Genomic DNA, 14,472 nt, shown 5'->3' with positions numbered 1-14,472 from the left:
AACAGCATATAAAAATCAATTAAGCAATGAAAACAGCAGCTTTTAAAACAATGTACAGGGTAATGGGGCTATGGCTCACCATTACCCTTTTTTATGTAGGGACAGCCTGGGGGCAAGGCCCGGATCCGGTGACACTCGACATAGCCGATGGTGGTATCACGATATCAGCTGACGGATATAAACAAGGTGACGCACAAGACGAAACGAGCCATAAAGGGGCATATATCATTACAGGGAGAACTTCAGAAGAAGGGCATCGCATCTCCGTCACAAGCGGGACACATGATATCACGTTGGATGGAGTATTTATCGACCTTAGCAGTTATTTTTGTAGTAGTACCGTCCAAATGAATTGCCCTTTCTCGGTAGAAAAGAATGGAAACGTAGTACTGACTTTAAAAAACACCACTACGTTAAAAGCGGGGAAATACAGATATAGTAGCATAAGTGAAAACATATCCGGCAATTCCGGCATACTCATACAAGAAAATGGTTCGCTTACCATCCGGGGAACTGGATCATTAAATGTGTCCGGTGGGGCGCAAAAAATGGGGAATTGCATATCCGGAGAGGGGAGCCTGACGATCAAAAGTGGAACCATAGAGGCGGTATGCCCATCAACATCAGCAAATCGAGATAATATGTCCGCTATCAATACTCGCCATTTAACCATCCAAGGAGGTACAGTGAAAGCGACAGGATCTGTCGGCCTTGGAAGTAACACGTGTGAACTAATCCAGATTTCGGGCGGGACCGTGGTAGCAAATGGAGGGCAACACAAGGATCATAAACAAGGCCCCGGCATCTATGCCAAAAAGATAGTGATCAGTGGCGGAGATGTAGAAGCTATTGGGGGGCATGGCGATATGGACAAGAGACAAGGAAGCGGAAGCCCCGGTATCCAAGGGGTAGAGGTGGAAATCAGCGGTGGAAAGGTTTTGGCTAAATGTCCCATTGGGGCTGGTGCCGGTATCGGATGGGAAGACAACAATCAGGACAAGATAAAAATCACGATTTCCGGGGGAGACGTAACGGCAATAGGAGGCGACGGAAACGAATATGGTGGAGCGGGCATAGGCGGCGGGAAATCGTTCGACATCTTGATCTCCGGCGGAAATGTAGAGGCGAAAGGTGGAACTGGAACAGTTCAAAAGTATCTGAACCAATACACCTGCCTGTATGGAGGTAATGGCATCGGTACTTCCTTTGTCAAGAGCGCAAGCACAATCACGATTACAGGCGGAACGGTCATAGCCATCGGGGGCGACAATAACTGGCGGGGATATGATAACTACACTGATCCTATTCCCGGCATTCCGGGGATCGATGCCGGACAGAATAGTGGCGATGATGGCAAATGTGCAGTTACAATCTCCGGCGGGACAGTGACTGCGATAGGCGGTTCCGGCAAAACGGCGCGAGGAGCGGGTATCGGCAACAACAGAAAGGCAAATGCCTTCTCCTTCTCCACCGGCACCGGCGGCAATGCCTTTATCGTCGCCACCAGCATCGATGATAACGCTGACGACAAGAAAAAATCTTGGCAAGGTGTCATCTTCGAAGGGAAGGACGGGACGGTCTATGGCAATCCGACCCTATCCTGCGATGCAGATGTTCCAACAGGCAAGACCCTGACGATTCCGGCCAACCAGACATTAACCGTCAATCCAGATGTCACGCTTACAAACTATGGGCCTATCAATATCGAGGAAGATGGGCAGCTCGTCAATAACGGCACGATCATCAAATTCGGTCAAATCACAAATGAAGAAAATATCAGCGGAGATGGCAAAATAAAAATAATCTTGACCATCTTCCCGAAAATGGACCAATACCTCTACCGGGGCGAACCCATCCTCTATAGTTCGAGAGGAGTAGTCGAAGGAGATCAGCCTTTGACCGGCGCACTCGGTTTGGAGGAAGCCAGTGGCAGCCATATAATCGTTCAGAACACGTTGACCCTGAAAGATGAGGCCAAAGAAAAATATAAACTTTCCTTCACGGAGGGTACAAGGGCTACTTATGTCGATACAGATCCCGGAGAGATCGACCTGACGCTCGCACAACCCGGTGCAAACGATTGGTACGGAGATGCAAGCGGCATCACTTTCACCGCTCCTACCGGATTCGAGATCGCACAGGCTGGCAGCGAGGACTATGCGTCAAGTTTCACTTGGGCCACCGAAGGGATAAAGGAGGTCTCGTACAACCTCCGCCGGACAACTACCGGATATATATACCCCCATTCAAAAACCGTGAAACTGGACGTCTCCGCCCCTGCACTGAAACCCGGAAGCCCGGTCGTCTCCAACCTCCAAGCCACTTTCACCCTGACGGATGCAGGCAGCGGCATCGCCTCCTACAGCTACAGCTTAGACGGGGCGGCAGAAGTAACGGAGAACGTAGCAGGTGCACCCGCCGAACACAGCTTCACGGTGACTGACAAGGCCGGGCAGCACACCCTGACACTCAAAGCCACAGACGTTGCCGGAAACGAGGCCACCTTTACCGACATTCCCTTTGAACTGAAAGATGCCTACGTCCCGCCCGTCGTAGTCGTAACCTACTACACCGTCACCCTCCCATCAGTCGAAGGGGCGATCCTGACCCCGAAGGCAGGCGATCATACGGTAGAGGAAGGCTACAGCTTCCGGTTCAAACTGGCGCTCGATGCCGGCTACGACCAGTCCGCCCCCATCGTCACCACCGACCGCGGCGAGACGCTCACAGCCGATGCCTCCGGCCGCTACCGGATCAAGAACGTCTATGAAGACATCGCCGTCAGCATCACCGGCATCTTCCCCAACGAAGACCCGACCGCCAACGCCGAGATCGAAGACGAAGTGAAGGTGAAGGCCCTCGACCATACATTATATATATACACCCCGCAAGAAACCCCCGTCTCCATCTACACCCCCTCCGGCCACCTGGAGAAGCTGCAACGGATAACCGGCAGCACAAGGATCGACCTACAGGCAGGAGTCTATTTCGTCCGCATAGACGGTAAGACCTACAAAGTAGTGATACGGTAAGACCCTGTCCCCACGCTTGACGTGAGGACAGAACTCTGAAAGGGTGAACACAAAGTAGCATCAAAAAGCCCTGTAAGCGCGACACCTCTATATAACAAGATATTACAGATGTCGCCCTTACAGGGCTTTTAATACACCATAGCTTATGGGGAAGTCTCCCGGCATACAATCCTCAACAGAGCCGTCAGGCTCTATTTCCGGCCTAAGCTGGTGAGCGTTAAGCGCAGAGACCGTAGTGAGCGCCCGGAGCATCTGCTGTTTGAGCGCAGCGAGTTTCAGATGCGACAGCGAACGAAGGGAACGGATTAGCTCGCCAGCTTAAGCCTTGATCTTTTGGTTACTTTTGGATCAAGCCAAAAGTAACATACCGATTACTGTTTCCAGAACCCCGGCAACAAGATCGTCAGCACCGTAAAGATCTCCAATCGTCCCACCATCATCAGGAAAGACAGGAACCATTTCGACACCGTCGGCACATCGGCATAGTTACCGACCGGCCCTAAGCTGCCAAGTCCCGGCCCGACATTGCTGATCGACGAGATCGTGGCGCCGATCGTCTCCTCGAACCCTACCCCGTCGATCATCAGCACTAAGCAGCTGACAAAGATCAGGGCGATATAGGCGAAAGCAAACGCCAGTACCCGGTGGACGATATCCCCCGAAATGGCGTGCCCGTTCATGCGCACCGGGATGATGGCATGCGGATGCGTCTGCTTCTTAAACTCATTGAAGAGGTTCTTGGCCAGGATCACAAAGCGCCCCATCTTCAACCCTCCGCAAGTAGACCCCGCACAACCGCAGACCACCATCAAGACAAGTGCCAGAAGCCAGAAGAACGGCCCCCACGGGATATAGTCGGTCGTCGCGAAACCGCAGGTCGACACCAATGTCACGACCTGGAATACCGCCTGCCGGAAAGCCGTAGCAAAATCGCCCACTATGCCTTTATACAGGATCCAGGCAGTCGACATCGCCGTAATGATCGCCACGAACCAGAAGAACCAACGCATCTCTTCGTCGGTAAACAACTTCTTGGGCTTTCCGTTAAAGAAGAAGTAGATCAAGGTGATATTGGTCGCCCCGATAAACATGAAGATCGTGATTACATATTCGATATAGGCGGAGTTCCAATAAGCGATGCTGGCATTCTTCGTAGAATAGCCGCCGGTGGAGATGCAGGTGAGCGAGTGGTTGACCGCGTCGTACAAGTCCATCGGTCCTGCCCACAGAAGGCCGACGAGGACGATGGTCAGGAACAGGTAAACGCCCCAAAGGCGTTTGGCGACCTGCGTGACGCGCGGACGGAAACGTTCGTGAGTGATTCCCGGAGTCTCGGCATTGAACATCTGGGTGGCTCCGCCGCCGATGATAGGCATCAGGGCGACGGTGAAGACGATCATCCCGATGCCGCCCTGCCATTGCGTGAGACTCCGCCAGAACAAGATCCCGTGCGGAAGCGCTTCGATATCGGTCAGGATGGTGGAACCTGTCGTCGTGAAACCGGACATCGTTTCAAAATAGGCATCCGTAATGTTATCTATATATCCGCCTAAATAGAAAGGCAGCATTCCCAAGAGGGAGAAAAGGGCCCAGGTCAGCGTGACGGTCAGCATCCCTTCGCGACGCCCGGCCGTATGTTCGTTAGCCCGTAGCCCGATCAGCGTAAAGAGAAGCCCCGTTCCGAACATGATACCGCTCGATTGGAGGAGCGGATAGAAGTCGTTCCCTTTATACAGAAAAGCGACTGCCGTTGCTGCCAGCATAAACAGCGTTTCGAGGATGAACATCATCCCCAGCATCTTGATTATAAAGCGAATGTTCAGCATATTAATGTAAGCATCCGCCCCGGTACATCATCCTTATTCAAATCAGTAGGATCCTGGGCTATAACTTCGCTTGTAAAGACTATATGTATAAAAGCAGCAAGGGTTGCCGCCTGAACCAAGCGACAACCCATCCTACCAATTTTCATAATTAAAGTTTCAAACGTGTACGTGTTTATTTGTGCCCAAAACGTGAAAGAATTCGTCTTTACATATAAACCGCCACCAGTCACCCCTTGATGTTCCCATCGGACAACGTTGCAAAGGAACGCATTTATAACCAGCCATCCTATATTTTAGACGATTATTACTTGCCGTTTTACATGTTTGAGAGCATAAGAAGCAGTGCCTTGGCCTGGTCATGGGAGGGATTACGCATCTTTCCAGTTGAAAGGCAGCAGGCTCGAGTAGTCGTTAGCCACTGCCAGGCGTTCGTCTTTCACCCTGATGAGCGCGTCCTGCATCCATTTTTCGGGATTGACATTGTTCTCTTTGCAGCAACCGATCAGTGTGAAAAAAATGGCGGCGGCATGGGCGGCTTCGTGGGAACCTGAAAAAAGGGTATTCTTACGGTTCAGGGTTAGGGGACGGATGCTTCTTTCCACTGCGTTGGAGTCGATATGGAAGTCGGCATTAGTCACGTATAGCGATAATTGCTCCATACGGGCATAAGTGTATTGCATGGCTTTGTCCATCGGACTGCCACTTTTCACCTGCCCTATGTTACTCTTGATCCATGCCTCTATTTCCTGCAATACCGGATAAGCCTCCGCCTGGCGGTAAGCCGTTTTCGCATTTCCTTCAAGCTCTTTTTCCCTGATTTCGGATTCGGTTTTGTAAAGTTTTCCGATCAGGGAAAGTATTTCCCCCGCCCGGGGAGGATCGCTGTTCTCGGCTTCTTTGAACTTCCGGCGGGCATGTGCCCAGCAGCACAGATGCAGGTAACCGGGCAGGTCGTCAAAGATGTCGTATACCTGATAACCGTCGCTTTGGACTGCTTTCCCACCCTCCAGCAACAGCCCGATGCAACTTGCCCCCCTTCCCTTATGATACTCGAAAAAAGGGCTCTTCACCTCCGGGCAGTAGAAATTCCACATGTAGCCCTGGTGTAAGCTCCCCTTACGGTCACTTCCCTGGACTTTGTAAGGAGTTTCGTCGGCTATGACATAGCGTGAGGAACGGACTTTTTCACGTAATTCGTTGTAGATTGGTTCCAGTTCCTGGGCTGTGGACAGGCACCAGTCGCTTACCGTCGAGGCCGGCAGGTGAAGGCCGATGCGCGAGAAGATATCTATTTGACGGTACAGAGGCAGGTGGTCGCCATATTTGCCCACTGCGATATGGGATAACACGCTGGCGCCTGCCTTGGCGTGGGCTATGGCTTGGACCGGCAGGGGCGCTATCAGGATACGTCCATCCGGGGTTTTGTATTTGTTGCGGATGATTTGACGGACATACACATTCTTTTCTATCTCCAGTTTTTCCGTGATTTCCTGTCCTATATGGCGACAAGACGACAAGTCCCCTGCCGGGTCCAGAATCTCCTGCCGCCGAGGAATATCCAGGGGGAAAGGCTTACGGATATTTCCTTTATGTTTCTTCTTTTTGAACCCGTCGCGATCATGCAAGTAGTTTTTCTCTTCCTTTTCTACTTCCCCACGTGCTTTTTCACGCACGGTTTCCACCGGAGCCGAGTCTACCGGCGTTTCCCAGCAGATATTCAACTGGGAGGGATCCCGGGGAAGTCTTTTTTCGCTTTTGGGACTCCAAAGGCGGCGTTTGAGGTCGTAAATCTCCCACACATACTGTTGGTTCAGGTCCAATAAGCGCTGACGTTCGAGTAGCCATTGCATCCGCTCCTCCTCTAACGCCTTGCGTCGGGCAAGCAGCGCTTGGTAATCGGCCAGCGGGACCTTGACTTCGGGGACTTTATTTGCCGTCTTTGTTTTCATCTCTTTCACGTAATAAAGATACGAATAATATTTGATATTATGGCACTGATTTATAAATATATTACTTGCTTTTACGCCTTTTTTTCGGACAATCGAGCAACCGGACGAGAGAGGTACGGTTTACCTGTTCGTAAGATTGTTTTTCAAATTGCCGGGGAAGGTCATAAGTCCCTTCCGAAAGATGGTAAAGGTAAACCCGTTCCTGGTTAGGGGACAGGTAATATACTTTAAGCTGCTTGTGTCCGCCGTTGATGAAGACATAGATTTCCCCCTCTTTCGGATAATGTCCCAAACGGCTGTTCACGATGCCGCTAAGGCACGGGATGCCGGCATGGAAATTCTTCAGGGGAAACAAATAGACACGGTCCGTTGAGGGAAGGCCATAATGCCGGTCTTCTTTACTTTTGACAAGATCGGATACGTTATAAATGCCCAAGCTCTCCGGAGAAAAGCGGTAATGGTGAATCCTGAAGCGGACCGCACCGCCCGATTGGTAACGCAGGTACTCGAAGGTTATTTCATTCAGTTCACCCGGTTCTGACAACATTGATAACAATTGGGCGTTTTCAAAGATTTCTTTTTCACGATTTTTCATCTGAGTCCTTTTTTTTGTTTTTTCGGAACAAAGATAAAGAGCACATATAATTAGAGGAGGATGTACTGGGGCGGATGCTTACATATTAATTAAAGTAGTCCTCCAATTTACGCATGGCTGTATCTAAACAGAACACGACAACGTGGTCGTAGGCTTGGATATGTGTATCCCCCTTAATCATCATCGGTTCGCCGTCACGGATCAATCCGCCCAGCGTCAGGTCTTTCGGGAGGTTCAGGTCTTTTACCTGCTTGCGGGTAATCTTTGAGTCGGGGCGGGCAACGAGTTCCGCCACGTCCGCATTGGCAAAAGTAAGGCATTTCACGTTCGACACGTCCGCATCCAACAGGAACTGGTAGATATGGCTGGCGGCAATCAGTTTCTTATTGATCACCGAACCGATATCCATGCTTTCTGCCAATGGTATGTAGTCGATGTTCTCGATCTTGGCGATGGTCTTGAACACACCGGCGCGCTTGGCGGCTAAGCAGGCGAGGATGTTCGTGCTCGAATTGTCCGTCAACGCAATGAAAGCCTGGGCGTCCTTGATCCCTTCCTGCATCAGCAGGTCGGTGTCGCGCCCGTCCCCGTTGATGATCAGCACATTTCCGGGGACGACCTCGGCAATGCGATGGCTCTTATCCTTATTCGTCTCGATTACCTTTACACGGATATTGTTCGGGAGATACTGGCAAGTGCGGATCGCGATACGGCTCCCGCCCATGATGATGACTTTCTTTACTTCGGGGTCGCGCTTGCCGGCGTGCAACCGGACATCCTCGATATGGCCCTTGGTCGTCGTAAAGAAAACGATATCTCCCGATTCGATACGATCCGTACCACGGGGAATGATGGTCTCGTTCTGCCGTTTGATGGCAACGATGTGGTAGAGCTTCTGTTCGTTCAGTAGTTCGGACAGGTGTTTGTTCACAAGCCGGGAGTTATCCCGCACCTTCACGCCGAGCAGGATCAGGGCGCCTCCGAATAATTCCCAATACTGGCGTGTCCACGGACGTTTGACTGCCGTCACGATTTCTTTGGCGGCCAGCATTTCGGGGTAGATCATGGAATTGATACCCATCTTCTCGAACAGTTCCTTGTTTTTGGGGAGCAGATATTCGTAATTGTTGATACGTGTCAACGTCTTACGGGCTCCTAATTTGGAAGCCAGAATACTGGCTGCTACATTGGTCGTTTCCTCCGGCGTGACACTGATAAACAGGTCGGCCTTCCTGATACCGGCTTCTTCCAGGTCCCGGATGGAGGTCGGATTACCTACCATCGGCAGGATCTCCATGCTTGAATTATTAAAATTCAAACGTTCCTCATTCGGATCCATCAGGATAATGTCCTGCTTCTCCTGTGATAACATTTTTGCCAGGTGGGTTCCTACTTCACCGGCTCCGGCTATGATAATTTTCATTTTATATAGAGATTAATGATGAGGATATATTATCCTCCGATAACCATCTTTTTTATTTCTCCTGCAATACTTCCGGCATCCATGCCACAGAGTTTATACAGCTCCGGGATCGGGCCATGTTCGACAAACTCGTCCGGCACACCAATCCGCTTTACCTGCGGGGTATAACCGTTATCTGCCATAAATTCCAATACGGCGCTGCCGAATCCGCCTCTGATCACGCCGTTTTCAACAGTGATGACACGGTTGAACTTCTTACCGACTTCGTGCAGCAGTTCTTCATCCAAGGGTTTTAAATAAATCATATCGTAATGGGCGATCGATATGCCGTCGCCCTCTACCTCCTTTATTGCCTTTATCACTTCGTTACCGATAGGACCGAGCGACAGGATCGCGATATCATCCCCCTCACGGAGCTTCTTGCCTTTTCCGATCGGCAAGGCATGCATCTCGTTCCTCCAATCCGCCATCTCTCCCTTACCGCGCGGATAACGTATCACGAACGGGCCGTTACTTTCCTTGTACCCGGTGTACATCAGGTTGCGTAAATCCAGTTCGTTCAAAGGGGACGAGATAACCAGGTTCGGAACCGGACGCAGGTAAGCGAGATCGAATACACCGTGGTGCGTCGCCCCGTCTTCGCCCACTAAGCCGGCACGGTCTAAGCAGATTATCATGTGGAGGTTTTGCAGGGCGACATCATGTATGACCATATCATATGCCCGCTGCATGAAAGAAGAGTAGACATTACAAAAAGGGATCATCCCCTCTTTGGCAAGCCCGGCGGAAAAAGTTACCGAATGCCCTTCGGCAATCCCGACATCGAACGCCCGCTTCGGGAACGCTTTCATCATATAGGTCATGGAACAACCAGTCGGCATGGCAGGGGTAATTCCCACGATCCGTTCGTCCTGTTCGGCCAATTCGACAAGGGTATGCCCGAAAACATCCTGGTAAAGCTGAGGTTCGTTCAGCTTGTGGACAATAATCCGTTCTCCAGTTTCCTTGTTGAACAGGCCCGGAGCATGCCATTCCGTCGCCGACTTTTCGGCGGGCTTGAATCCTTTGCCTTTCTTTGTCTTGATATGCAACAACTTCGGCCCTTCCATATCTTTTATATCGTTCAGCACCTTGATCATATAATCGACATCATGCCCGTCGATCGGGCCGAAGTAACGGATGCTGAATCCCTCGAACAAGTTGTGTTGCTGCGTGAGTAATGCTTTCAGGCTATTGTTGAAACGAAGGATATTCCCCCGGCGATCATTATTGATCAGCTTCATCTTACGCAACCCGCGATATACATCATAACGCATTTTGTTATACGTCTGGCTGGTTGTGATATCCACCAGGTACTGGCTCAACCCACCGACCGCATTATCTATGGCCATATCATTATCATTGAGAATGATAAGCAGATTGTTCGGATTGGCCGACGCATTATTCAGCCCCTCGAACGCCAGACCACCCGTCATGGCCCCATCGCCGATCACAGCTATCACGTGCCTGTCCTTCTCTCCCTTCAAGGCAGAAGCGACCGACATCCCCATCGCCGCCGAAATGGAATTTGAAGCATGTCCTGCGACAAACGCATCATAAGGACTTTCCTGAGGATTAGGGAAACCACTGATCCCTTTAAACTTCCGCAACGTATGAAACGCTTCCCGGCGTCCTGTCAGTATTTTATGCCCATACGCCTGATGCCCCACATCCCAGACAATCCGGTCGTAGGGAGTATTAAAAACATAGTGTAGTGCAACCGTCAGCTCTACCGTACCGAGACTTGCCCCGAGATGCCCGGGGTTTTCCGATAGTACATCTATTATATATTGACGCAACTCTGCACATACCTCTCCTAATTTATCGGGGGACAACTTGCGCAGATCCTCCGGGTTATCAATGGAACTTAATATGTGTTCATCCTTGCATTCTGTCATAACCGCTATAATTTTGTGGCAAATGTAAAGAATTAACGGGAGATAATATAGTTTTAGTATGTCATTCTTTAGCACTATGACACAATTAAAACGCATCTTCCGGGTCAGCGGACCGGAGGATGCATCTGTTTTGACACACCCTCATGACCAACATTAAAATGTAATCAATAGTATAAACCGATAGTCTCTATTGTTAGATGGTGATTTAACTTTACCGAAAAATGACGATTTAAAATTTGCTTATTACATTATTCAAGTTTCGCAAATTCAACTTGCCAGTTTCCATTTGTAAATATCACAAATATGGCTCATCTCATCCGATCTGTTAATCATCGCATCATAGATATCCTCATTTGCCAATCCGAAGAAATCAGCCATTGCCATGATCAGTTCATGGAAAAGATGTTGTATTGCAACAAATGGTAAGACAGTGAGGTCTCCTCTCCATTTCTCCTTGTCCGCGATGAGTTCCAGTCCATTATAGATGCGGTACGTCATTGTCTCGACTCTGCTGTACTCGAGTACGGGGCCTACGGTAAACGTCTGGATAGAAATGCTGATTTGATTTTGTCCTCGATACCGTATCGCAAAGTACTTTGATTGCCCTTGAGTTCAATGATGAAGTCGCCTCCTCTGCGCCTGATGGCGTCGATTATCCCCTTCTGCATCGCCATGGCGTCAGCTGTCACCACTTTGCCAATAAGGTCAAGGCGTTCTATCAGCCGTGGGACTTCCTTAATCTCGTTGCTCTTCTCGTCACAGGCCTCTGTGGCCAGCGTTATTCCAGCCCGTGGGGAATACGCCGACACTATGTCCGGATTGCGGCCGTTGCTCTGGAGCGTGCCTCTCATAACTTTCCCGTCGACACAGATGATGTCGGGAGCATCGCCCTTTTTCTTTGGCAATTCCCTGACAAAGGCTTCCGAGAACGCTGTCATCCTGGAAATAAGCCCATTTTCGTCAATACTCTGCCCGATGCGGCAGAGGGTAGGCTCAGAGGGTACGCCGAAGCAACCCCATTGAACGGAATTTCACGAGATTATAAATCCAGCAGTTACAATTTTTTATTTCTATGGAGAGAAAAACCCGTTTTTGTCCCGAATAATTCTTTCTTAAGTGCCTGCTAATTCTGTAATCGGTGTCAGTGACTTTATAATCAGTGGTTGTGATTATATAATTGCTGGCACTGATTTTATAATCACTGGCACTGATTATAGAATTGATAGGCATTCCGATGTTTTTTTATGCCTATGTAGATAAGTTTTCTTGTAGCGGGGATAGATTATTCCTTATATTATGTAGTCCATAAGATCGTATTGCTTAAAAATGAATTTGGTACGGTCGCCCTGATTGAATTTAGCTTTCCGCCTCAAAAAACATTTTATTTACAATAAGGATATATATATGCACTTAATCTTTCGATAACGTTTCAGAATAAATACTAATTTTTCCTCCAAAGAAACTCAAATTGCATCCTCTCCTTGAAATAAACAAATAAAAAGCTGATAGCCACCGATAAGTTGACTATATTTGTCAGCAGATAAGAAGTCACATGCAAAAAAACAACAAAATAAAACTCAATTCCTATCTGATTCCCATTTCCTTTTTATATGGAATTGGGGTATGGTTACGAAATCGACTTTTTGATTGGGGTGTATTACATTCCGAACAATATCCAGTTCCTGTGATTTGCATTGGCAACTTATCAGTAGGAGGAACAGGTAAAACTCCCCATACAGAATATATCATTCGTTTACTGAAAGATAAATACCGTATTGCTGTATTAAGCCGGGGGTATAAAAGAAAAACATCAGGTTTTATTCTTGCCGGCTCGGAAAGTTCCAGTTTGGAGATCGGGGATGAACCTTTTCAAATGAAAAACAAATTCCCGGATATACTTGTAGCTGTCGATGTTAATCGCCGCAGGGGGATTCAAAATCTCTTGTCCTTACCAGAAAAAGATAAACCTGAAATAATATTGTTAGATGATGCATATCAACATCGATATGTGCGCCCTTCACTTTCGATCGTTTTGAGTGACTACCATCGTTTGTTTTATTATGACAAACTAATACCTACGGGACGCTTGCGAGAACCGATAAACAATGTAAACCGAACGGATATCGTGGTTGTTACTAAATGTGACGAAGACATGAAGCCGATCGACTTTCGTATTATTGAAGAAAACATGAAGTTGCGGGCTCATCAGCTACTTTTTTTTACCAGCATCGCTTATGGAGAAGTCGAACCCGTATTTCCATCGGAAGCCCGTTCCTTAAACCATAAAGACATTGGAAAAGAAGATGATATATTATTGATATCGGGAATTGCGGTTCCCGATCCATTCATTCGTGAGGCTGAAAAATATTCAAACAAAGTGTTGCCGGCAATTTTTCCCGATCATCATACGTTTAGTAAATCGGATTTCAAGAAATTAGATACAACATTCGAAAAGATGCGTTCACCGGGAAAACTGATTTTGGTAACGGAAAAAGATGCAGCACGTCTGAAAAACAATCCGCTTGTTCCGGAAAGCTGGAAGATATCTTTATATTATCTGCCAATTGTAATTCAATTTTGCAATGATCAAAGTTTTGATGAAACAATAAAAAAACATATTATCACATTCCAAAAGAATAGTATTTTACGAAACAAATATGAGTAACAGAACAGAAATATCAACATTAGGCGAATTCGGTCTGATCCGCCACCTAACAGACAGAATCGAAATAAAGAACAATAGTACAATAAAGGGTGTAGGCGACGATGCAGCCATTCTCTCTTATGGTGACAAGCAAGTGCTTGTCACTACCGACCTATTATTGGAAGGCATTCATTTCGATCTGACTTATGTACCGCTGAAACATCTCGGATATAAATCGGCTGTTGTAAATTTCTCCGATATTTACGCAATGAACGGTCAGCCTAAGCAGATCACCGTATCGCTCGGCATCTCGAAACGTTTTTCTGTTGAAGATGTAGAAGATTTCTATGCCGGGTTAAAGCTGGCATGTGATGTGTATGGAGTCGACATTGTCGGAGGAGATACTTCAGCCTCGCTCACAGGGCTTTGTATCAGCATCACTTGTATTGGAGAAGGAGAAAAAGATAAGGTCGTTCTCCGTAGCGGAGCCAAAGAAACGGATTTGATATGTGTTTCCGGCGATTTAGGGGCCGCTTATATGGGGCTACAATTATTAGAACGCGAAAAGCGGATATTTAAAGGTGAAAAAGATTTCACCCCGGATTTTACAGGTAAAGAATATCTGTTGGAACGCCAGTTGAAGCCGGAAGCTCGTAAAGATATTGTCGAAATGCTTCGCAATGCAGAAGTTGTCCCTACGGCTATGATGGACATATCAGACGGCCTTTCTTCCGAACTTTTACATATTTCGAAAGAGAGTAATGTTGGATGTCGCGTATATGAAGATCGAATTCCTATTGATTATCAAACAGCCGCAATGGCTGAGCAATTTAATATGAACCTGGTAACGGCTGCTTTAAATGGCGGTGAAGATTATGAATTACTTTTCACCGTTCCTCTTACCAATCATGAGAAAGTATCTGAAATAAAGGGAATTAAAATAATCGGTCATATCACAAAACCCGATCTCGGTAACTATCTGGTAGGTCGCGATGGCGGCGAAGTCGAACTAAAAGCACAGGGTTGGAATTCTCTGGACGAATAAAATTTCAATAAAAATCACTCT

At 48.1% G+C, this 14,472-nt stretch carries 10 protein-coding genes; 3 read left to right on the top strand and 7 right to left on the bottom strand.

Going from position 1 to position 14,472, the window contains the following annotated elements; translation table 11 throughout:
• Window positions 1-26: 26 nt before the first annotated feature.
• The gene (locus ACPYIV_RS20250) at window positions 27-3,032 is read left to right on the top strand and encodes a hypothetical protein (RefSeq protein ID WP_425884828.1); all 3,006 of its coding nucleotides are present in this window, start codon (window positions 27-29) and stop codon (window positions 3,030-3,032) included.
• Window positions 3,033-3,403: 371 nt separating this feature from the next.
• On the opposite strand, the gene ACPYIV_RS20245 is transcribed toward ACPYIV_RS20250, so the two are convergent.
• From ACPYIV_RS20245 to ACPYIV_RS20215, 7 genes are all read right to left on the bottom strand, one after another.
• Window positions 3,404-4,858: a TrkH family potassium uptake protein gene (locus tag ACPYIV_RS20245; RefSeq protein WP_293734256.1), complete on the bottom strand. Its 1,455-nt coding sequence runs from the start codon at window positions 4,856-4,858 to the stop codon at window positions 3,404-3,406.
• Window positions 4,859-5,226: 368 nt separating this feature from the next.
• Complete coding sequence (tnpC, locus tag ACPYIV_RS20240) at window positions 5,227-6,807, bottom strand: IS66 family transposase (RefSeq protein WP_425884005.1); 1,581 nt, start codon at window positions 6,805-6,807, stop codon at window positions 5,227-5,229.
• A 61-nt stretch (window positions 6,808-6,868) separates the two neighbouring features.
• Entirely contained in the window at window positions 6,869-7,402 is a 534-nt protein-coding gene (gene tnpB, locus ACPYIV_RS20235) for an IS66 family insertion sequence element accessory protein TnpB (RefSeq protein ID WP_336527059.1), read from the bottom strand.
• A gap of 85 nt (window positions 7,403-7,487) precedes the next feature.
• Window positions 7,488-8,825: a Trk system potassium transporter TrkA gene (trkA, locus tag ACPYIV_RS20230; protein WP_293734257.1), complete on the bottom strand. Its 1,338-nt coding sequence runs from the start codon at window positions 8,823-8,825 to the stop codon at window positions 7,488-7,490.
• Between the two features lie 29 nt (window positions 8,826-8,854).
• Window positions 8,855-10,762 carry a 1-deoxy-D-xylulose-5-phosphate synthase gene (gene dxs / locus ACPYIV_RS20225; RefSeq protein ID WP_293734258.1) on the bottom strand — a complete coding sequence of 636 codons (1,908 nt, stop codon included), beginning with the start codon at window positions 10,760-10,762 and terminating at the stop codon, window positions 8,855-8,857.
• Between the two features lie 267 nt (window positions 10,763-11,029).
• Window positions 11,030-11,260 (bottom strand): hypothetical protein, encoded by a 231-nt coding sequence (locus ACPYIV_RS20220; protein ID WP_425886541.1) that lies wholly within the window; start codon window positions 11,258-11,260, stop codon window positions 11,030-11,032.
• Between the two features lie 32 nt (window positions 11,261-11,292).
• Window positions 11,293-11,709 (bottom strand): ISAs1 family transposase, encoded by a 417-nt coding sequence (locus tag ACPYIV_RS20215; protein ID WP_293734260.1) that lies wholly within the window; start codon window positions 11,707-11,709, stop codon window positions 11,293-11,295.
• Between the two features lie 605 nt (window positions 11,710-12,314).
• Here ACPYIV_RS20215 and lpxK point away from each other — a divergent pair.
• The gene (lpxK, locus tag ACPYIV_RS20210; RefSeq protein ID WP_425884825.1) at window positions 12,315-13,427 is read left to right on the top strand and encodes a tetraacyldisaccharide 4'-kinase; all 1,113 of its coding nucleotides are present in this window, start codon (window positions 12,315-12,317) and stop codon (window positions 13,425-13,427) included.
• Entirely contained in the window at window positions 13,420-14,451 is a 1,032-nt protein-coding gene (thiL, locus tag ACPYIV_RS20205) for a thiamine-phosphate kinase (RefSeq protein ID WP_425884823.1), read from the top strand. Before lpxK ends, thiL begins: the two co-directional genes overlap by 8 nt.
• Window positions 14,452-14,472: the final 21 nt, after the last annotated feature.

The sequence above is a fragment of the Parabacteroides vesiculifaciens genome, from assembly GCF_049860805.1.
In the GTDB taxonomy this organism is placed as follows: domain Bacteria; phylum Bacteroidota; class Bacteroidia; order Bacteroidales; family Tannerellaceae; genus Parabacteroides.
The sequence above is the reverse complement of the archived record's forward strand: the minus strand, read 5'-3'. Positions and strand labels throughout refer to the sequence as shown.